Source organism: Mesorhizobium australicum (assembly GCF_900177325.1).
GTDB classification, from domain to species: domain Bacteria; phylum Pseudomonadota; class Alphaproteobacteria; order Rhizobiales; family Rhizobiaceae; genus Mesorhizobium_A; species Mesorhizobium_A australicum_A.
Map to the genome: position 1 here is coordinate 1251614 of NZ_FXBL01000004.1, position 19470 is coordinate 1271083.

17 protein-coding genes are annotated in these 19470 nt (G+C 66.6%); 6 read left to right on the forward strand and 11 right to left on the reverse strand.

Annotated features, from left to right (window positions below; genetic code table 11):
- Positions 1-25: 25 nt before the first annotated feature.
- Positions 26-655 (forward strand): class II aldolase/adducin family protein, encoded by a 630-nt coding sequence (locus B9Z03_RS08500; protein ID WP_085467548.1) that lies wholly within the window; start codon positions 26-28, stop codon positions 653-655.
- 75 nt (positions 656-730) lie between these two features.
- Here B9Z03_RS08500 and B9Z03_RS08505 read toward each other — a convergent pair whose 3' ends face one another.
- Genes B9Z03_RS08505 through B9Z03_RS08550 form a run of 10 tightly spaced genes read right to left on the reverse strand, consistent with a single transcriptional unit; the run spans position 731 to position 11650 of the window.
- Positions 731-1120: a rhodanese-like domain-containing protein gene (locus B9Z03_RS08505; protein ID WP_085463820.1), complete on the reverse strand. Its 390-nt coding sequence runs from the start codon at positions 1118-1120 to the stop codon at positions 731-733.
- 2 nt (positions 1121-1122) lie between these two features.
- The gene (locus B9Z03_RS08510; RefSeq protein ID WP_085463821.1) at positions 1123-1692 is read right to left on the reverse strand and encodes a peroxidase-related enzyme; all 570 of its coding nucleotides are present in this window, start codon (positions 1690-1692) and stop codon (positions 1123-1125) included.
- Positions 1693-1705: 13 nt separating this feature from the next.
- Entirely contained in the window at positions 1706-4018 is a 2313-nt protein-coding gene (locus tag B9Z03_RS08515; protein WP_085463822.1) for a molybdopterin-dependent oxidoreductase, read from the reverse strand.
- A gap of 12 nt (positions 4019-4030) precedes the next feature.
- Positions 4031-5581 (reverse strand): acetolactate synthase large subunit, encoded by a 1551-nt coding sequence (locus B9Z03_RS08520; protein ID WP_085463823.1) that lies wholly within the window; start codon positions 5579-5581, stop codon positions 4031-4033.
- Positions 5578-7092 carry an FGGY family carbohydrate kinase gene (locus B9Z03_RS08525; RefSeq protein WP_085463824.1) on the reverse strand — a complete coding sequence of 505 codons (1515 nt, stop codon included), beginning with the start codon at positions 7090-7092 and terminating at the stop codon, positions 5578-5580. The genes B9Z03_RS08520 and B9Z03_RS08525 overlap by 4 nt, the downstream gene beginning before the upstream one ends.
- 8 nt (positions 7093-7100) lie before the next feature.
- Entirely contained in the window at positions 7101-7778 is a 678-nt protein-coding gene (locus B9Z03_RS08530) for a class II aldolase/adducin family protein (RefSeq protein WP_085467549.1), read from the reverse strand.
- A gap of 8 nt (positions 7779-7786) precedes the next feature.
- Complete coding sequence (locus B9Z03_RS08535; protein ID WP_210191354.1) at positions 7787-8848, reverse strand: 2-hydroxyacid dehydrogenase; 1062 nt, start codon at positions 8846-8848, stop codon at positions 7787-7789.
- 14 nt (positions 8849-8862) lie between these two features.
- Entirely contained in the window at positions 8863-10071 is a 1209-nt protein-coding gene (locus B9Z03_RS08540) for a CaiB/BaiF CoA transferase family protein (protein ID WP_085467551.1), read from the reverse strand.
- A gap of 20 nt (positions 10072-10091) precedes the next feature.
- Positions 10092-10865 carry a CoA transferase gene (locus tag B9Z03_RS08545; protein WP_085463825.1) on the reverse strand — a complete coding sequence of 258 codons (774 nt, stop codon included), beginning with the start codon at positions 10863-10865 and terminating at the stop codon, positions 10092-10094.
- Positions 10862-11650 carry a CoA transferase subunit A gene (locus tag B9Z03_RS08550; protein ID WP_139832446.1) on the reverse strand — a complete coding sequence of 263 codons (789 nt, stop codon included), beginning with the start codon at positions 11648-11650 and terminating at the stop codon, positions 10862-10864. Before B9Z03_RS08550 ends, B9Z03_RS08545 begins: the two co-directional genes overlap by 4 nt.
- Positions 11651-11964: 314 nt before the next feature.
- Here B9Z03_RS08550 and B9Z03_RS08555 point away from each other — a divergent pair, with 314 nt between their 5' ends.
- The 5 genes from B9Z03_RS08555 to B9Z03_RS08575 all read left to right on the forward strand — a co-directional run bounded on the left by B9Z03_RS08555 (position 11965) and on the right by B9Z03_RS08575 (position 18400).
- Positions 11965-13119 (forward strand): ABC transporter ATP-binding protein, encoded by a 1155-nt coding sequence (locus B9Z03_RS08555; RefSeq protein WP_085463826.1) that lies wholly within the window; start codon positions 11965-11967, stop codon positions 13117-13119.
- Entirely contained in the window at positions 13116-14912 is a 1797-nt protein-coding gene (locus tag B9Z03_RS08560) for an ABC transporter permease subunit (RefSeq protein WP_085463827.1), read from the forward strand. Before B9Z03_RS08555 ends, B9Z03_RS08560 begins: the two co-directional genes overlap by 4 nt.
- Before the next feature lie 32 nt (positions 14913-14944).
- Positions 14945-16036: an extracellular solute-binding protein gene (locus B9Z03_RS08565; protein WP_085463828.1), complete on the forward strand. Its 1092-nt coding sequence runs from the start codon at positions 14945-14947 to the stop codon at positions 16034-16036.
- A gap of 121 nt (positions 16037-16157) precedes the next feature.
- Complete coding sequence (locus B9Z03_RS08570) at positions 16158-16913, forward strand: IclR family transcriptional regulator (protein WP_085463829.1); 756 nt, start codon at positions 16158-16160, stop codon at positions 16911-16913.
- 44 nt (positions 16914-16957) lie between these two features.
- The gene (locus B9Z03_RS08575) at positions 16958-18400 is read left to right on the forward strand and encodes an NAD-dependent succinate-semialdehyde dehydrogenase (RefSeq protein ID WP_085463830.1); all 1443 of its coding nucleotides are present in this window, start codon (positions 16958-16960) and stop codon (positions 18398-18400) included.
- 60 nt (positions 18401-18460) lie between these two features.
- Here B9Z03_RS08575 and B9Z03_RS08580 read toward each other — a convergent pair whose 3' ends face one another.
- Complete coding sequence (locus tag B9Z03_RS08580; protein WP_085463831.1) at positions 18461-19456, reverse strand: MDR family oxidoreductase; 996 nt, start codon at positions 19454-19456, stop codon at positions 18461-18463.
- Positions 19457-19470 lie beyond the last annotated feature (14 nt).

The window sequence follows — 19470 nt, forward strand, 5'->3', positions numbered from 1 at the left end:
ATCTTTCGAACGGGAGGAAACGAGCATGGTCGACGCCGAGGGGCTTCGGGACGAATTGTGCAGGACCTATCGCGCCATGGATGCCGCCGGGCTGATCTTCCTGGCGGCAGGCAATCTGAGCGTACGTTTCGGCGGCGGCATGCTGATCTCGCCGGCCGGCGCCTCGGCCGCCGCGATCACGCCCGCCTCCTTCGTGGAGACGGCATTCGACGGCAGCGCCCAGGCGGGGCGGCCGTCGAGCGAGTGGGCGATGCACGCGGCCATCTACGAGGCCTATCCGCAGGCGCATTCCGTCGTGCACACCCATTCCGACCATTGCGTGGCGCTCGCCGCCACGGGCGAGAATCTGCCGCCCTTCCACTACATGGTCGCTGCCTTCGGCGGCGACGACGTCCGCTGCGCGCCCTACGTCCACTGGGCGACCCGGGCGCTGGCGGACAGCGCGGTGGCGGCGCTGCGCGGCCGCAGCGCCTGCCTTCTTGGCAATCACGGCATGATCTGCCACGGCAAGACCATCGGCGCTGCCTTCAACGCCGCATTGCGGCTGGAAGTGCTGTCGCGCCAATACATCCTGGCGCGGCAGGCGGGCGCTGTCCGGCTGCTCGACGACGCGGAAATGCGCGCCGCCAACGAGCGGTATATCGGATATGGGTGATCCCTTCGATCGTCCTTGTCTTGTATCGGAAGCTGCTATTCCGCTGACGGCCCCGCAACTTCCTCAGGAAATGCTCTAGCCGGCCCTGGTGTGCCGCTCGGCCACGGGATTGCCGCTCTTCTTCCATTCGGAGAAGCCGCCGCGGAGGCTGCGGGCATCGAGGCCCATCTCCTGAGCGATTCTTGCTGCGAGCAGCGACCGCCAGCCGGAGGCGCAGTAGAAGACGAAGGTCTTCTGCTGCGCGAACACCGGCTTGTGGTAGGGGCTCTCCGGATCGATCCAGAACTCCAGCATGCCACGCGGGGCGTGGAAGGCGCCGGGGATCATGCCCTCGCGCTCCAATTCGCGCGGGTCGCGGATGTCGACCATCACCACCTCGTCCGGCGTGGCGGCCATATCGGCCACCTCGACGGAGCGGACGACGGCCTCAGCCTCGGCCAAGAGGTCCTTGTAACCCTTCGCCATGGTCAGCGGCCCATCGCGTAGAATTCGTCATTGGGGCGCATGCTGGTGACGTTGGCCAGCCGGTTCGACATGCCGAAGAAGGCCGAAATGGCGGCGATGTCCCAGGCGTCCTCCTCGGTGAAGCCATGGGTCCTCAACTCGGCGACGTCGGCGTCGCCGACCTCGTAGGCGCGCGCCGACACCTTCATGGCGAAGTCGATCATCGCCATCTGGCGCGGTGTGATGTCGGCCTTGCGGTAGTTGATCGCCACCTGGTCGGCGATCTGCGGGTTCTTGGCGCGGATGCGCAGGATCGCGCCGTGGGCAACCACGCAGTACTGGCACTGGTTGGCGTTGCTGGTCGCCACCACGATCATCTCGCGCTCCGCCTTGGTGATCGGGCCGGGCTTGTCCATCAGTGCGTCGTGATAGGCGAAGAAGGCGCGGAACTCGTCGGGCCGGTGCGCCAGCACGAGGAAGACGTTGGGCACGAAGCCGGATTTCTCCTGCACGGTAAGGATGCGTTCGCGGATATCGTCGGGCAGGCCGGCAATCTCGGGAACGGGGAAGCGGCTTATGGCGGGTGCGGTCATGATTGTCTCTCCCTTATGCGGCCGCCAGGGCGACCAGCTTCTCATGATACTGCTCGAAGGCGTCGCCCGACGCGCCGGTGTAGCGCTCGATGCTGACCATGCAGGTCTGGGCCGAGCAGCCCTGGCCGAACTGCGAGGTGCCGACGTCGAGCGTCAGCACGTTGGGATTGCCGGCGACCTCGAGGCCACTATTGCCGGTGGGCGTGAACCAGGCGCCGGTCGGTAGGATGACGACGCCCTGACGAATGCCGTCGCTCAGATCGGCGGTGGCGAGGCATGCGCCGCGCTCGTTGGAAAGCCGCACCGTGTCTCCGTCGGCAATGCCGAGGGTTGCGGCGTCGGTCGCGTTGATGAGCACTTGCTCGCGCCCGCCCCGCTTCATCGCGCGGCTTGCCTCGCCGGTCTCCAGTTGGCTGTGAAGGCGGCCGACCGGTTGCTGAGAGAGCAGGTGGAACTGGCCTGCATTGCCGGCGGCGCCCAGCCATTCGGCAGGTTCGATCCAGGCAGGGTGCTCGCGGCAGTCGGCATAGTCGAGCCTCGCCAGCGTCTCGCTGCCGAGCACGATGCGACCGCTCTCGGTGGCGAGTGCGTTATCCTGCGGATTGTCGCGGAATTCGGCCAGATAGACGTGGTCTGTCTTCATCGGGCAGCGCGCCCAGCCCTGTTCCCAGAACGTGTCGAAGTCGGGCATGTCGAAGCCGAGGCGGCCGGCTGCGTCGTCGCGGCTTATGTTGTAGAGGTGGCGCAGCCAGCCCATTTCGTCGCGGCCTTCGTTGAAGCGCTCGCCGACGCCGAGCTTGCCGGCAATTTCGTCGAAGATGGCGAAATCCGAGCGCGAATTGCCGACGGGGTCGATCGCCTTGTGCATGGCCAGGATGAAGTCCGAACGTTTGTTGCCGGCGATGTCGTTGCGTTCGATTGAGGTGTTCGCCGGCAGGACGATGTCGGCGCGCTGGGCCGTGGCGGTAAACATCGGGTCCTGGACAATGATCGTCTCCGGCCGAGTCCAGGCCCGGCCGAGGCGGTTGAGGTCCTGGTGGTGGTGGTAGGGATTGCCGCCGGCCCAGTAGACGAGGCGGATGTGGGGATAGGTCCGTGTCTGCCCTTCATAGGTGTAGGACGCGCCGGGATTGAGCAGCATGTCGCTGATGCGGGCGACTGGAATGAAGCTGTCGATCGGCTTGGCGAGCTGCGACATGCCTGGCGACTTGCCGAGATTGTAGTGCGCACCGACGCCGCCTAGGGAGGCGTAGCCGTAGCCGACGCCGCCGCCCGGTAGGCCGATCTGGCCGACCATGGAGGCGAGGCCGAGGGCGGCCCAGAAGGGCTGCTCGCCATGATGGGCCCGCTGAAGACTCCAGCTCACGGTGAGCATGCTGCGCGTGTCGACGAGGCGGCGCGCCAGTTGCGCGATCGCATCGGCTGGAAGCCCGCAGATCTCCGCCGCCCAGTCGGCGTCCTTGCGCACGCCATCCTCGCTGCCGTCGAGATAGGCGAGCAGCCGATCCGCGCCGCTGGTGCAGCGGGAGAGGAAGTCGCGGTCGTGGCGGCCGGCCTTCGCGATCTCGCCGGCCATGCCCAGCATCAGCGCGGCGTCGGTATTGGGGCGGATCGGCCACCATTCCGCCGGCAGCCAGTCGGGCAGGTCGTCGCGGAGGGGCGAGACCAGCACGACCTTCACGCCGCGCTCGGCGATGCGGCGCAAATGCTTCTCCAGCGCGTGGCTGCCGATGCCGCCGGCCTCGCTCTGGGCGGTCCGGGGCGACAGCGCGCCGAACACGACGAGCGTCTCCGTATGCTCCGCGATGGTGTCCAGCGTGTTGGCCTGGCCGCCACAGGCGACATCGCTGCCCAGCGTATGGCGCAGGATCACCGGCCCGGCCGCGATCGAATAGGTGTCGACATGGCCGGTGAAGCCGCCGGCCAGGTTCATTGTCCGCTTGAGCAGCGACGAGGCATGGTGAAAGCGCCCGCAACTGGTCCAGCCATACGAGCCGGCGAAGATCGAGGCGTTGCCATGTTCGCCGGAGACGCGGCGGATCTCGTCCGCCACCAGCGTGGTGGCGTCGTCCCAGCTGACGGGCACGAATTTCTCGCTGCCGCGGCCGCTCCTGTCGCTGCGCTCGCGCTTCTCCAGCCAGCCGGAGCGCACCATGGGCTGCAGCACGCGCCGGTCGGGCCTGGCCCATTCGCGGATGGAGTCGATGATCGGTGACGGCGCCGGATCATGCGCAAACGGCTCGACGCCGACGATGCGGCCGTCTTCGACCAGAATCGTGTAAGCGCCCCAGTGGCTACAGTGCGGATAGCGTCGGATCGCTCCCATGGCGGCACTCCCTCAGATCATCGCTTCGATAAGGAACGGTCCCTTGCGCCGGCAAGCGGACGCAAGCAAGTCGGCGAAGCGCCCGGCCGTATCGGCGCGTGCGGCCTCCACGCCCATAGCACCTGCGAGCTTGACCCAGTCAAGCGCGGGATCGTCCAGATTGAGCATGCGGCTGGCGTTCTCGCCCGGTGCGCCGGCCCCGACATTCTTCAGTTCGCCCAGCAGGATTTGGTAGCGGCGGTTGGAGAAGACGATGGTGACGACGTCGAGCCTCTCGCGTGCGTGGGTCCACAGCGCCTGGACGGTATACATGCCGCTGCCGTCGGCCTGCAGCACGATCACCTTGCGATCGGGGCAAGCGATGGCCGCGCCGGTGGCGAGCGGCAGGCCGATGCCGATCGCGCCGCCGGTAAGCTGGAGGAAATCGTGCGGCTCGGCGCCATAGGTGCTGCGGAAGAAGTCGCGCCCGGAGGTCACTGATTCGTCGCAGATGATGCTGTCCGCCGGCATCAGCCGGGCGAGGGCGACGGCGATGGCTTCTGGCGTCAGCTTCCCAGTCGGCATATCGGGGGAATGGCGCGGCGAGAGTCGGGGGGGCGGCGCCTGGGTCACGCCGACGGCGTCGGCCAGCGCTTCGATCGCCGCGACGGGATCCTCGCCCTCGGCATATAGGTCGAGCACCAGGCAACCCTCGGGCAGCATGCTGCCCGGCTTGCCCGGATAGGCGAAGAAGCCGACCGGCGCCTTCGCGCCGAGCAGGATCAACTGCTCGGTGTCGGCAAACGTCGCGACTGCCTGGTCGATGACATAGGGCACGCGGTCGAGGGCCACGCGCCCGGCGCCACGCTGCATACGGCTGTTGGCCTGCTGGGCCATCAGACGCGCGCCGGTGCGCTGGACGATGCGGTCGAGCCGTTCGAGCTGCGGTGCGCGCAACGCGATGCCGGTGACGAGGATTGTCGTGCGTCGGCCGGCCTGCAGGGCCGTGGCGGCGGCATCGATACGTGCCTGGTCGGGCTGCCCAGAAACGGCCTGGGGAAGGGGCGCGGGCATGTCGTGCGATGTCTCGTTCCACGCGGCGTCGGCATGCAGGATCATGGTCGCGATCCGGCCGGGCGTGCCGCGGGCGGCGCCGATCGCTTCCTCGGTCCGCTCGCCCACAGTGTCGGCGGTTGCGGCGCGTCCGACCCAGTGCGACATGGGGCGCGCGAGCGACTCGATATCGGAGGTAAGCGGCGCGTCGTAAGCGAGGTGATAGGTTGCATGGTCGCCGACCACATTGACGATCGGCGATCGCGCGCGCCGCGCATTGTGCAGATTGGCCAGGCCGTTGGCCAGCCCGGGGCCGAGGTGGAGCAGGGTGGCGGCGGGTTTGTCTGCCATGCGCGCATAGCCGTCGGCCGCGCCGGTGACGACGCCTTCGAACAGGCCCAGCACGCAGCGCATGCGCGGCTGGCGGTCGAGGGCGGCGACGAAATGCATCTCCGACGTGCCCGGATTGGCGAAGCACACGTCGATGTCGTTGGCGAGCAATGTCTCGCAGAGCAGGTCGGCGCCGTTCATTCGGGCGAGGTCTCCATGACGTGGTCGGCAAGATCGCGGATCACGGACATCTTCTGCCAAAGAGGCGCAATCGAATCGAGCAGGCTTACAAACAGCGCATGTTTTTCACGAGCATAGTCTGCCACTTTGCCCGTCTGCGGCATGGCGACAGCATCGGGCGTGTTCACCCATGCGCGGGCGAGTTCGGCGTCGCCCGCGTCCAGCAGGTGCCTGGCTCCGATCGTCGCGAGGCCGCGCAGACCGGCCTGGGCGCCACTGGCGCGCTCGACGGGAATACCCAGCAGCGTCGCCAGGAATCCTGCGAAGTACGGGTCGGACGCCAGGCCGCCGCCGAGCGAGAGCACGCCGGCGGGCGCGTTCATCATGTCGTGGCTGATCCGCGCGACGAAGGCCAGGCCTTCGCGGGCGGCCCAGGCGATCTGCTCGGGCCGGGTGTGCGCCGTCAGCCCCAGCAGCGCGCCGCTGGCATCGGGCGTCGTATAGGGCGCTCGCTCGCCGCCTGGCTCGAAGAAAGGGTGCAGGATCAGCCCGGAATAAGCCGGGCCGACGTGGATCGGCAGGCCGACGGCGATGCGTCCGACGTGCTGGAACAGCGTTGCGCCGTTGAAGCTCGGGTGGAACGACAGAAAGCCTTCGCCGAGGACGAAACGCTGGAGCATGGCGCCGGGCGGCGTCTGGCGCATCTGCGTCGGGTCGAGGATGTGGCAAGCATGGATTGCGCTAGTACCGAAGATCGATGCGCGCGTCACCGAGGGTCGGATGCCGAGGCCGAGGCCGACTAGCGTCGACTGCACATCGCCGGGTCCGAGCAGGACCGGCGTTCCGGCCGCGACGCCGATGGCCGCGGCCGCGGCCGACGAAAGCGTGGCACGGCATTCGCCTACCGGGGCGAAGTCCGGGAGGAGCTCCAACCCGCGCTCAAGGCCCAACGCGCGCTGGACGAGATCCGACATGGCGCCGGTTCGCCAGTCGCCCCAGACGGGTAGGGCGGCTGTCGGCTCGCCGCACAAGGCTCCCGTCAGCGTGAAGAAAAGCCATTCCTTGAGGCGAAGCACATGGGCGATGCGCGACAGGCGCTGCGGATCGTTGCGCTGCAGCCAGAGCAGTTGCAGGCTCTGCGACGCCGCCGTCGGGCGGGACCCTGTCACCGCATGGATTTCGTCCTGGGCGCCCGAGGCCTGCAGTTCTGCCGAAATCTGCCTTACCCGGCCGTCAAGCCAGGTCATGGCGTGGCCGGCCGGCTGCGTGGCCGCGTCGAGCGGCCACAGGCCGTCGCCTTGGCCGGTGACGAGGATGCCCTCGACCGGACCGCCGAGCCCGGCGGCGCAGTCGCGCAGCACCGCGAAGGCGTCGTCCCGCGTCACCGCCATGTCCTGCTCGACGCGCGCGCCGTCGCGTCGCAGCGCCTGATTCTGCCGTTCCGCCGTCGCCACGATCCGGCCATGCCTGTCGAACGCAGCGGCCTTGACGGCCGTCGTTCCGGAATCGAGGCAGAGCAGGAAAGGGCCCATGTTCTGGTTCAGGAAGCCTGCCGCAGCCCCTGGAGCGCGGCGGTTCCCTGCTGGCCGTAGGTCTTGAACTTCACCAGCACCTCCGCGATCTGGCTCTCCGACAGCACCGGCGGCTCGCCGAAGGGCAGGCACAGCAGATATTGCTGCGCCAGGGTCTCGACCGTCACCGCCAGCGCCAGGGCGCGGGCGATGGAGACATGCGCGGCAATGACGCCATGATGGGCCATGAGGCAGGCGCGACGGCCTTCAAGCGCCTTGACCACGACGTCGGCCAGCGCCTGCGATCCGAAGATCTCGTAGGGCGCGCAGGGGATCGTGCCGCCGCCCGTCGCAGCGATCGAATAGTGGATCGCCGGAATGTCCTTGCCGAGGATCGAAACGGCAGTTGCATGGGTGGAATGGGTGTGCACCACCGCGTTCAGATCCGGCCGGGCGCGCAGGATGTCGCGGTGGAAGCGCCATTCGCTCGACGGCAGCACGTCGCCGGCATAGGTGGCGTCCCAGTTCATGGCCACGACGTGCTCGGGCAGCAGGTCCTTGTAGGGAATGCCGGTCGGGGAGATGAGGAAACCGTCGCCGTGGCGGACGCTTATGTTGCCTGCCGTGCCCTTGTTGATGCCGAGGGCGTTCATGCTGCGGCACGCCTCGATCAGTTCGGTCCTCAGTGCGCGTTCTTCGTCTGTCATGGCAAGGTTCACTTCGTCGGGTAGAGGGGCTGCTCGCCTTCCAGGATACGGCCGATGTCCTCGGCGATCATGTCGGCGGCCTTGGTGATCGAATAGCGGGACGCGCCGGCAATGTGCGGCGACAGCGTCACGTTGGGAAGTTTCAGAAGCGGCCAGTCGGCTGGCGGCGGCTCGGGATCGAAGGTGTCGAGGGCCGCGCCGCGCAGATGTCCCGAGACCAGCCCATCGTAAAGCGCGGAGTAGTCGAGGACCTGGCCGCGCGTCGTGTTGACGATATATGAGCCGGGCTTCATCGCGGCGATCTGGGCGCGGCCGATCATGTTTTTGGTTTGCGGCGTGACGCGCGGATGCAGCGTGACGACGTCGCAATGCGCCAGGAGCTCGTCCAGCTCCATCTTGCGGATTCCGGCGTCGGCCTCTTCCTGCGTCAACTGCCGGAACGGATCGTAGATGGCGATGCGGCACCCGAATGGCCGCAGCAGCCGCGCCACGCGCGAGCCGATGTCGCCGAATCCGACGATGCCGACGGTGAGTTCGCAGAGTTCCGGTCCCGTATGATCAAAGTGGTAGAATTCGCGGCGGAATTCGCCGCTTGCCACCGACAGGTGGCCGCGGATCAGGTTGCGCGTTTCGGCGAGCAGAGACGCAACCGTAAATTCGGCGACCGCGGAGGCGTTGCGGCCGGGCGTGTTGACGACGGTGATGCCGCGGGCACGGGCGGCCGCCATCTCGATGTTGACCGGACCGCCGCGCGACACGGCGATGATCTTCAGCTTCGGCGCGTGCTCCAGGCTCCTGGCGGTGATCGGCGCCAGGTGCGTCACCAGGACATCGAGGTCGGCGATAAAGTCGAAATAATGCTCCGGCCGGCCGACGAACTCGGCGACGGGAAGATCGGGATCGAACTTCGTCGACTGCACCTTGAGCGGCCAGTCGAGCTGCATCTGGCGATAGGTCGCGGCGCGCCCAGCGAGCCGCTTCGTCAGCGCACCCTCGAAGAAGGCCGGCTGCATGAAACCGTCACCGATGATCCCGATCGACAGCGAGCGCGTCTGGTTCATCATGTTCATGACCTCCGGCGCTCCTATGCGGTCTTCGCCTTGGCCGGCGCGGGACCGTCTACTTCATACCCCGGCAGGACGTCCCGGTAGCGTTCGCCGTCTAGCGCGATCTCGCCCAGAATCTCGGCCGTATGCTCGGCGAATTGCGGCGGCGCGAGGCGATAGCTCGCCGGTGTGCGCGCCATCTTGATCGGACTGCCGGTGCCGCGATAGGCGCCGATGTCGACGACCATCTCGCGGTGGCTTGTGTGGGGATCGGCGACCACCTGGTCGATGGTGCGCACCGCGCCGCACGGAACGCCGGCCTTGATCAGCGTGTCGGCGAGCGGGTCGCACTCGAAGCCCGCAAGCGCCCGTTCGAGCTCGACCTTCAGCGCGTCACGGTTGACGTTGCGTTCGCCATTGCTGGCGAAACGCGCGTCGCCGGGCAGGTCGGGGCGGCCGATGATGCGGCACAACGTCTCGAACTGCCGGTTGTTGCCGACGGCGAGGAAGATCGGCTCAGTGCCGGTGGCAAAGGTGTCGTAGGGACAGATGTTCGGATGCGCGTTGCCGGACGGGCCGGGGACCTTGCCGGACAGGTAGTAGTTCGGCAGGTGAGGATGCAGCAGCGAGATCCCGCAGTCGTAGAGCGTCGTCTCGACGAACTGGCCCTTGCCGCTCAGCGTCCGCTCGTTGAGCGCGAGCAGGATGCCGATCACCGCGTTGAGGCCGGTCACCATGTCGACGACCGGCAGGCCGACGCGCAGGGGATCGCCGCCGAGCTCGCCGTTGACGCTCATGATGCCGGTGGATGCCTGGATCGCGGCATCATATCCCGGCAGGCCGCCGAGTGGGCCGTCGGCGCCGAAGCCTGAGACGCGGCAGTGGACGAGGCGCGGAAAGCGGCGCTCCAGTTCCTCGCGCGTCAGGCCCCATCGTTCGAGCGTGCCGGTCTTGAAATTTTCGATGAAGACGTCGGCCGTCTCCAACAGAGCCAGCAGCAGTTCCTGGCCGGCCGGCTGCGCCATGTCGAGCGCCATGCCGCGCTTGTTGCGGTTGAGGCCGAGGAAGTAGCTCGCGGTGCCGTTTAGGAAGGGAGGGCCCCAGCCGCGCGTCTCGTCGCCTGCCGGCGGCTCGATCTTGATGACAGAGGCGCCGTGGTCGGCCAGCACCTGGCCGGCATAGGGACCGCCCAGCACGCGGCTGGCGTCGATCACCTTGATGTTGGCCAGAGAGCCCGTATTCAGCATCATCATTCTGTCCAGTTCAATTATGAAGCGAGCATGCAAGGAGCCGGATCGCGAAGATCCCGGCGCAACTGCTCGGCGAATTCGGGGTAGGTCTCGGCCAGCTCGTCGAGGACGCGTCCGCGCAGCAGGGCGAGTGTCGCTTCGTCCGGAAGCGCCGTCTGCTTCGGCGCCTCGTCATGGGCGAAATCGAAGCCGGTCGACTGGCGGATCTCGGCCAGGTCGTGGCCCGGATGCACGCTGTCCAGCCGGAAGCCGGGCCGCGCCTTGTCGAAGGAAAACAACGCCTTGCCGGTCAGCAGGCCATAGGGGCCGCCGGTGCGATAGACGCCATCGTCGCTGACGCCCGGCGCGCTGATGAAATCGACCTTGTCGACGAAGACGCGCGGGCTGTGCTCCTCGCGGAAGAGGATGACGCGGGGCACGACGAAATAGAGGTAGCTGGAGCCGAAGGAGCCCGGCCAGCGCACGCTGGAGCGGGGATAATCTCCGGCGCCGACGAGGTTGACGTTGCCGCGGCCGTCGATCTGGCCACCGCCAAGAAAGAAGGCGTCGATGCGGCCCTGGCCGGCGCAGTCGAACAGTTCGGCCGAGCCGTTGGTGAAGAAGTTGTGCTCGACCGAGCCGAGGATCGAGATCCGCGGCTCGGGCGCTCCGGCCCTGGCCTTCATGGCGCGCAGCAGCATGGCGCCGGCCGCGGGTATCGGCGAGGAGGCCCCAACCGCGACGTGGCGGACGCCGTCGAGCAATCGTGCGATTGTGCAGATCAGCACTTCGCGGGGAAGGATATCGCTCATTGCGCGGGCTCCAACCGGGCCGATTCCATGTAGCCGGCAAACCCGACCGCAGTTCTGGCGGCGCGAGCATAGCGGAGGATTTCCGCGGTATCCGTCGGGTACTCGCCCCATAAACCATAGGGCCAGGCACCCTTCGGCGCATGGGCGATCGCGCTGACGTAGAGCGCCGGCAAAGTGCCCGCGGCGGTGGTCTCCGACAAGAGAAGGTTCTCGTCGACAATGCGTTCGACCGTGACAAGCGTGCTAGCGGACGCGTAGGCCATAGCGGCCAGTTCGCGGCGACGCCCGATCCAGACATTGCCGAAGCGGTCCGCCATCGGCGCATGGAAAATGGCGAGGTCGGGCTTGATGGCAGGGATGAGGACGATCGGGTCGCCCCGTTCGGCGAAGGGATTGTCGATGACGCGCCAGTCGTCACGGTGGCGCAGGACGTCGGTGCCGATGAGGCCGCGCATCGGCAGGAAGGGGCTGCCCTTCTGCGCCGCCATCAGGCCTGCATGGATGGCGGGGCAGGTTGCGTCCATGATCCGGATCGCGCCCTCGCGAACCGCCTCGTTGAATCGCGGCGCTCCACCGGCCTCGCCGAGGGATACCGCGCTGGTCTCCACCGTGCGCACGAGGCCTGCGCCGACGAGCTGGTCGACCTGGAGGCCGCCGGTCGGCACGCAGACGATGTGGAGGTCGCCCGCGCCGTGCTCGATGATCGGCCTGGTCATAGCCATCGACACGCCCGCATAGTCGACGGGCAAAGCGATGCGCATGCCTTGCTCGACATGCTTCGCCATGTCGCGAAGTGAAGTAGGCACTTCCATCCTCCCAAATCCGCCTCGGCGCCCTGAGGCGGTCGAGACGGTTAGCTTTTGGACTTCCAACAGGTGTTCTATAATATAGAACGCTTTTCTGAAAATGAGCCTAGTCCTGGTAGCGTGTTCCTGTCAATCCGGTTTTGGGTGCTTCACTGTCGGTGCCACGCTCCCACAGGGGGCATGTTTACACCGCGCCGGCTGCTTTCACGAAAGGCTTGACAAGCAGGTAGCGGCAGCAAATGATAAAAACAGAAAGCTGTTCTACAATATGGAACAGCGGGAGGAGAGATAGGATGGCCGAAAAGGTGGCCGGGCGCGTCGAGCGCAGGAACGCCGGGGACAATACGTCCGCCGCCACGAGCGAAGCTTTCGAGCGCAGCGTCATCGGGTCGGGGATCGCCGTCCGGGAGATAGTGAAGTCGTACGGGGCCTTCCGCGCCGCGGATCAAGTCAGCCTCGAGATCGAGCCCGGCGAGTTCATCACGTTGCTCGGCCCGTCGGGCAGCGGCAAGACGACGCTGCTCAACCTTATCGCCGGCTTCCAGAAGCCAGACGATGGTGAAATCCTGGTGGACGGAAAGGCCATTCAGGACGTGCCGACCCACAAGCGCGGCTTCGGCATGGTGTTCCAGAGCTACGCGCTGTTCCCCAACATGACGGTGACGCAGAACGTCGCCTTTCCGTTGCGAATGGCCGGCGTCGACCGCGCGACCGCCGAGCGGCGAGTCGCCGAGACGCTCGACATGATGCGGTTGTCGGAACATGCCGCAAAGAGCCCGTCGCAGATGTCGGGCGGGCAACAGCAGCGCGTGGCGATCGCGCGCGCCATTGTCCTGCGGCCAAAGGTCGTGCTGATGGACGAACCGCTGAGCGCTCTGGATCGGCGGCTGCGCGAATCGATCCAGATCGAGATCCGACAGCTTCACCGCACCCTCGGCAGCACGATCCTCTTCGTTACCCACGACCAGGGCGAAGCGCTTACCATGAGCGACCGCATCGCCGTCATGGATGCCGGCAAGATCGTCCAGGTTGGCACGCCGACCGAAATCTACCGCCACCCCAAGGATCGCTTCGTTGCATCCTTCGTCGGCGAGAGCAATCTGATCGAGGCCGAGGTCGTGCAGAAGCGCGGCACGACGATGACGCTCAAGAACCGCGCCGGCTACGTCTTCAGCGCGGAAAGCCGCGACGCGATCGACGTCGGACGTGCCTCGGTGCTCGTCCGCCCGGAGAGGATCGCGATTTCGGATGTGCCGACGGCGAACTCCATTCCGGCGGTGGTGACCTCCGCACTGTTCCTCGGCGAGATCCTGCGCGTCGAGGTGCGTATGGAGGGCGGCGAGACATTGCTCATCCGCTGCACCGACAGGACTGGCCGGCCCTTACCGTCCGTCGGCGACTTGCTGCATGTCAGCTGGGGTGCCGAAGACTGCTGGGTCCTGTCATGACCACGGCCGCCTTCGATGCGCGGCCGCCGCGCAGGCCAGCGATCCAGCTCTCTGAGTGGATCAAGAATCCCGCCGTTCTGCTCCTGCCGGCAGCCGGTTTCCTCGCCTTCATCTACCTGCTGCCGCTGATCGACCTCGGCCGCATCAGCGTCAGCGGACCCACTTGGTCAGTCTACTTCGAGCGCGTCTTCTCGGTCCCGCTCTACTGGGAATCACTGCTGCGCACGATGCAGATATCGTTGACGGTCGCCTGCCTGTGCCTCGTACTTGGCTATCCGACCGCACTGCTGATCCATCGCAGCCGCGGGATCGTCCAGGTACTGATCGCGACCGCGATCGTGCTGCCTTACTTCATCGCGATCCTGATCCGCACCTATGCGTGGATGGTGCTGCTCGGCCGCAACGGGCCAATCAACAAGCTGATGGCGGCGCTGGGCGTCTTCGCCGAACCGGCGCAGCTGCTGTTCAATCGCGGCAGCGTGCTGCTCGGCATGACCGCGGTGCTGCTGCCGCTCATGGTACTGAGCATCTATGCGAGCGTAGCGCGGCTGGACCAGAGTCTTGCGCGCGCGGCGCTGGCGGCGGGAGCGGGACCCATCGCTGTTTTCTGGCGGGTGCTGTTCCCCCTGACGCTGCCCGGCGTCGGCGCCGGCTTCCTGCTGGTCTTCGTGACCGCGCTCGGCTTCTTCATCACGCCCACCCTGCTCGGCGGGCCAGGCGACCAGATGTTCGCCATGCACATCACCCAGCAGGCCGACTTCGCTACGTCGGAGGGCTTTCTGCAGTCGCTCGCGGTCGTGCTGCTCGTCATCACGCTCGCGGTGGTGGGCATCGCCGGCCGCTTCCTCGGCTTCGAGTTTATCTGGGGCGGCGGCAAGCTGTCGGATTCGGTGGAAAAGCCCACCGCCGTCGCGGCGCAAAGCGCGACCGACGGCCGACGGTCGCTCGCCAGCGCCATCGCCGACGTGATCGGCTGGCCATTGCTGCGCCTGGCCGGGCACCTCCCGGCGAGTTTCGGCACCTGGACCGTACGCCTGATGGGCGGCCTCGTGGTGGCGGGGCTGATCCTGCCCATTGTGGTGGTGATGATCATCTCGTTCAGCAGCGCCACCTACCTGACCTTCCCGCCGCCGTCGTTCTCGCTGCGCTGGTACGAGAAGTTCTTCTCCGATTCCAACTGGATGTCGGCGTTCTGGAATTCCCTGGTAATCGCCTCCATGTCGGCCTGCATCGCGGTGACGCTGGGCGCGTCGGCGGCGATGGGCATCGTGCGCAGCCGAATCAAGGGCAAATCGGCGATCATGCTGTTGCTGGTCAGCCCGGTGATCGTGCCGCCGGTGGTGCTCGGCCTGTCGCTCTACTCGCTGTTCCTGCGCTTCGACCTGGTCGGCTCGATGTGGGGACTGGCCGCCGCGCATGCCATCGGCGGCCTTCCTCTCGTCGTCGTTATCCTGTCGGCGGCGCTGCAGGCGGTCGATCCGCGGCTAGAGCAGGCCGCGGCTGTCCATGGCGCCTCGCCGCTGACGGTGTTCCGCACCGTGACGCTGCCGGCGATCGCTCCCGGCCTTGCCGCTGCGACCTTCTTCGCCTTCCTGCACTCGTTCGACGAACTGGTGCTCTCTCTGTTCCTGTCGAGTGCGCATCTGCGGACCCTGCCGCTGATGCTGTGGGCCGACATCAACTACCAACTCAATCCGGTCCTCGCTGTCGTGTCGACACTCGAGGTCCTGCTTGTCGTGGGAGGAATAGCTCTTGCGCGCCCGGTTCTCACTCGGTCGCGGGGAGTCGCTTGACACTGCAAAAATCCAACGGAGGAGACGAGACTATGATTGCAAGGACATTACGCACTCTGTCGCCGGCTTTGCTTGCGGCGACCGTCATGATGACGGTCGGCGCGGGCGCGGCCATGGCCCAGAGCAAGGAAGTCATTATGCAGGATCCGGGCGGCGGCTACGGCGAAGCGCTTCGCAAGGTGATGTACGACCCGTTCGAGAAGGAGACCGGGATCAAGGTCATTACCGTGCAAGAGGCGCGTAGCGGTCCCCGCATCAAGGCCCAGGCCGAAGCCGGCAAGGCGGAATGGGACCTGACCTTCATCTTCGACCAGGAGACCAAGCTGCTTGGCGATTGCTGCCTTGAGGATATCGACTATTCGATGCTGTCGGAGCCGGCCCAGAAGACGCTGGCCGCGATGCCGGAGAACCTGAAGCGCAAGAAGGGCGTGGCGCTGCAGGTGATCGGGTTGTCGATCGTCTACAACACGGACAAGTTCAGCGGCGACAACGTGCCAAAGAGCTGGGCCGATTTCTGGGACGTCGAGAAGTTCCCGGGTCGCCGCTGCCTGCCGGGCTGGCCGCGCTTCGTATTCGAAGCTGCGCTAATGGCCGACGGCGTCGAGAAGGACAAGCTCTACCCGCTCGACATGGAGCGCGCGCTGAAGAAGGTCGCCGAGATCAAGCCGCACATCGCCAAATGGTGGACGACTTCGGCGCAGCCGCCGCAGCTGTTGTTGGATGGCGAGGCCGACATGTGCATGGCCTATACCGGCTCGATGAGCAAGCTTGCGCTCGAAGGCGCGCCGGTCGAACTCGAGTGGAACCAGGGCTTCGTCTATTACGACTTCTTCTCGATCCCCAAGGGCGCGCCCAACCGCGAGAACGCGCACAAGCTCCTGTCGTGGCGACTCGATCCGCAGCGCGCAGCCGAACTGACGTCCAACTTCCCGGTGGCGCTGCCGTCCCCGGTGGTGTTCGAAGCGGCCGATCCCGCGATCAGCATCTATTGGGCCAACAACCCGAAGAACGTCTCGCGGGCGATCGAGTGGAGCCCGGACTACTGGGGCGCACCTTCGCCGGCCGGTAACTCCACCAACGAAGAGTACGGCCAGGAGAAGCTGAACGGGCTCCTCGCACAGTAACGTCTCCCAACACGACCCCCGGGCGGCTGCGATACTGTATCGTAGTCGCCCTTGTCAGTGGGCTTTGGCGGCGCGGCCCGGCGTGCTACAGCCCCCGGGTTGGACATCGAAGCGGTCATACATGGACAAAGCCTTCACCAAAGGACTGAGACTTCTCGAAACGCTTGCGCTCAGTGAACAGCCCAGAGGCGTGACCGATCTTGCGGCGGAACTCAAGTTCACCAAGAGCAATGTGCACCGCCTGCTGACGACGCTGCAACTCCAGGGCTATGTCCGCCAGATCCAGCCGCACAGCACCTATGAACTCACCACGCGGATCTGGGAGCTTGGCAATCTCGTCATCCGCCGCATGGATCTCGTCAAGCTGGCACGCCCTGCGATGACCAAGCTCGCCGCCGCGACGGGCGAGACAATCCATCTGTCGGTGCTGCAGGACACCGAGGTGCTCTACGTCGACAAGATCGAGAGCGACCACCATATTCGCGCCAACACCAGCGTTGGCGCCCGGGCGCCCGCCTACACGGTGGCGACCGGCAAAGCTATGCTGGCGCAGCTCCCCGACAGCTATCTCGAACGTTTTCGCCCATTGCTGAAGCGCTACACCGATACCACGCGCACCACGATGGAGGAGCTGCGCGAGGACGTGGAACTGGCGCGTTCGCAGGGCTATGCCTCTGTGCTTCACGGCGAATGGCGCGAGGGTATCGCGGCCTGTGCCTGCGCCATCCTGGGCCGCGACGGCGAGCTGGTCGGCGCGATCGGCATGTCGGGCCCGGATACGCGCATCAAGCGCAAGCACATCAAGCAGTTCTCCGTCGATGTCATCGAGGCGGCACGCAGCATCTCTACCGCCCTCGGCTACACGGCCCGCGGCTGAGCCGCGAAACCCGCCATCCCATCTCGTTCATCGAAGGACGCCCTATGTCGATTCCCTATCCGAACACGAAGCTCTTCATCGACGGCCAATGGCGCGATGCCAGCGACGGCCGCACGATCGAGGTCGGCGATCCGGCAACAGGGATGACGATCGGCAACGTGGCCCATGCGAGCCGTGGCGACCTGGACGACGCGCTCGCGGCCGCCGACAAGGGGTCGCGCATCTGGGCGGCGACGGGAGCGTTCGACCGCTACAAGCTGATGCGCAAGGCGGCCGAGCTGCTGCGCTCGCGCGCCGACACGATCGCCGGAATCATGACGCTCGAGCAAGGCAAGCCACTGGCCGAAGCGCGTTCGGAAACCATGGGCGGCGCCGACACGATCGACTGGTTCGCCGAGGAGGCGCGGCGCGCGTACGGACAAATCATCCCGGCGCGCATGGGCGGCGTGTCGCAGTTCGCCATCAAGCTGCCGGTCGGGCCAGTCGCGGCCTTTACGCCCTGGAATTTCCCGATCAACCAGATCGTGCGCAAGCTCTCTGCGGCGATTGCCGCCGGCTGCTCGATCATCGTCAAGGCGCCGGAGGAAACGCCGGCCTCGCCGGCCGAACTTATCCGCTGCTTCATTGATGCCGGCATCCCGGCAGGCGTCGTCAACCTCGTCTACGGTGTGCCGTCCGAAATCTCCGAATACCTCATCCCGCATCCGGTGATCCGCAAGATCTCCTTCACAGGCTCCACACCGGTCGGAAAGCACCTGGCCAGCCTCGCCGGCCTGCACATGAAACGCGCCACGATGGAACTGGGCGGCCACGCGCCGGCAATCGTCTTCGACGACGCCGACGTCGCCAAGGCGATCAAGGTCCTGTCGGCCAGCAAGTACCGCAATGCCGGTCAGGTCTGCATCTCGCCGACGCGCTTCCTGATCCAGGACGGAGTCTACGACCAGTTCCTCGACGGTATCACCAGCGCCGCCAGGGCGATCAAGGTCGGCAGTGGCCTCGATCCGGAGAGCCAGATGGGGCCGCTGGCGAACGAGCGCCGTATTCCGGCGATCGAAGGGCTGCTCGCCGACGCCGTGTCGCGCGGCGCCGAAGTCACCGCGGGCGGGCGGCGCATCGGCAATGTCGGGAACTTCTTCGAGCCGACCGTGGTCGCCAACGCTCCGACGGATTCGCGCATCATGAACGAGGAACCGTTCGGCCCGGTCGCGATCGTCAACCGCTTCTCCAGCCTTGACGAAGTGGTCGACGAGGCGAACCGGCTACCCTTCGGCCTCGCCTCCTACGCCTTCACGCGGTCGGCGGAGACGATCAGGGCGCTCGGCCTGCGCATCGACGCAGGCATGACCACGATCAACCACAACGGCCTCGCCTTGCCGGAAGTGCCGTTCGGCGGCGTGCGCGATTCGGGCTACGGCACTGAGGGCGGATCCGAGGCGATCGAGGCCTATCTGGTGACCAAATACGTGACCGAGATGGCGGCCTAGAAGCCGCTGACCAGCCGCTCGCGCGACGGGCTGGCGGCGGGTTAGGGCCTGGCAAGCGCCTCAGGCCGAGACGTCGATGACGACACGTCCCTGGATCTTCCCGGCCACGATCTCCTCGGCCAGTCGAGGCAGGTCGGACAGCGGCTCGACGCGGGCGATGCGGGCGAGGTGGGCGGCGTCGAGATGAGCGGCCAGGGTGCGCCAGGCGCGCTCGCGTTTCTTCGCCGGCGCCATGACGCTGTCGATGCCGATGAGGGTCACGCCGCGCAGGATGTGTGGCGCGACCGAGCCGGGCAGGTCCATTCCACCGGCCAGTCCGCAGGCGGCCACGGCGCCGCCATAGAAGGTCTGTGCAAGAACGTTGGCGAGGGTGGTGGAGCCGACCGAATCGATGGCACCGCCCCAGCGCTCCTTCTGCAGGGCGCCACCCCTTTCGGCCAAGGTCGCGCGGTCGACGAAGCCGGTCGCACCGAGTTCGGTCAGGTAGGCATGGGATTCGGGACGTCCGGTGGACGCGGTAACCGTGTAGCCTTTGCGGGCGAGCAGGCTGATGGCGGTTGAACCGACGCCGCCGGCCGCCCCGGTGACCAGCACCTCGCGGCCGCCTGCTTCGATCGAGCCCCAGTCCTCCAGGGCATCGACGCACAGCGCGGCCGTGTAGCCGGCGGTGCCGATCGCCATTGCCTGTTCGAGGCTGAAGGCGTCGGGAAGCCGCGTCAGCCATTGCGGCTTGAGGCGTTGGAAGCGGGTGTAGCCGCCCCATTCGGTCTCGGAGAGGCCCCAGCCGTTCACGACGACTTTGTCGCCCGCCTGCCACTCGGGCGAGCGGCTCTCGACGACTGTGCCGGCGAGATCGATGCCCGCGACCATGGGCAGTCGGCGAGCGATGCGACCCTTGCCCGACACGGCCAGGCCGTCCTTGTAGTTCAGCGTCGAATAGGAGACCTCGACCAGCACGTCGTGATCGGGCAGTTCCGAAAGCGCAAGCTGGCGGAAGGCGGCTTTCGGCTTGCCCTCCTCGTCGACGATCATCAGGGCGCGGAATGTGTCGCTCACGGTGTTTCCTCTCT

Coding starts and splice junctions, on each gene's coding strand:
- B9Z03_RS08530 (WP_085467549.1), bottom strand. CDS start 7,778: ATGACAGACGAAGAACGCGCACTGAGGACCGAACTGATCGAGGCGTGC.
- B9Z03_RS08545 (WP_085463825.1), bottom strand. CDS start 10,865: ATGAGCGATATCCTTCCCCGCGAAGTGCTGATCTGCACAATCGCACGA.
- B9Z03_RS08515 (WP_085463822.1), bottom strand. CDS start 4,018: ATGGGAGCGATCCGACGCTATCCGCACTGTAGCCACTGGGGCGCTTAC.
- B9Z03_RS08535 (WP_210191354.1), bottom strand. CDS start 8,848: ATGAACATGATGAACCAGACGCGCTCGCTGTCGATCGGGATCATCGGT.
- B9Z03_RS08560 (WP_085463827.1), top strand. CDS start 13,116: ATGACCACGGCCGCCTTCGATGCGCGGCCGCCGCGCAGGCCAGCGATC.
- B9Z03_RS08510 (WP_085463821.1), bottom strand. CDS start 1,692: ATGACCGCACCCGCCATAAGCCGCTTCCCCGTTCCCGAGATTGCCGGC.
- B9Z03_RS08500 (WP_085467548.1), top strand. CDS start 26: ATGGTCGACGCCGAGGGGCTTCGGGACGAATTGTGCAGGACCTATCGC.
- B9Z03_RS08555 (WP_085463826.1), top strand. CDS start 11,965: ATGGCCGAAAAGGTGGCCGGGCGCGTCGAGCGCAGGAACGCCGGGGAC.
- B9Z03_RS08540 (WP_085467551.1), bottom strand. CDS start 10,071: ATGCTGAATACGGGCTCTCTGGCCAACATCAAGGTGATCGACGCCAGC.
- B9Z03_RS08505 (WP_085463820.1), bottom strand. CDS start 1,120: ATGGCGAAGGGTTACAAGGACCTCTTGGCCGAGGCTGAGGCCGTCGTC.
- B9Z03_RS08525 (WP_085463824.1), bottom strand. CDS start 7,092: ATGGGCCCTTTCCTGCTCTGCCTCGATTCCGGAACGACGGCCGTCAAG.
- B9Z03_RS08570 (WP_085463829.1), top strand. CDS start 16,158: ATGGACAAAGCCTTCACCAAAGGACTGAGACTTCTCGAAACGCTTGCG.
- B9Z03_RS08520 (WP_085463823.1), bottom strand. CDS start 5,581: ATGAACGGCGCCGACCTGCTCTGCGAGACATTGCTCGCCAACGACATC.
- B9Z03_RS08565 (WP_085463828.1), top strand. CDS start 14,945: ATGATTGCAAGGACATTACGCACTCTGTCGCCGGCTTTGCTTGCGGCG.
- B9Z03_RS08550 (WP_139832446.1), bottom strand. CDS start 11,650: ATGGCGAAGCATGTCGAGCAAGGCATGCGCATCGCTTTGCCCGTCGAC.
- B9Z03_RS08575 (WP_085463830.1), top strand. CDS start 16,958: ATGTCGATTCCCTATCCGAACACGAAGCTCTTCATCGACGGCCAATGG.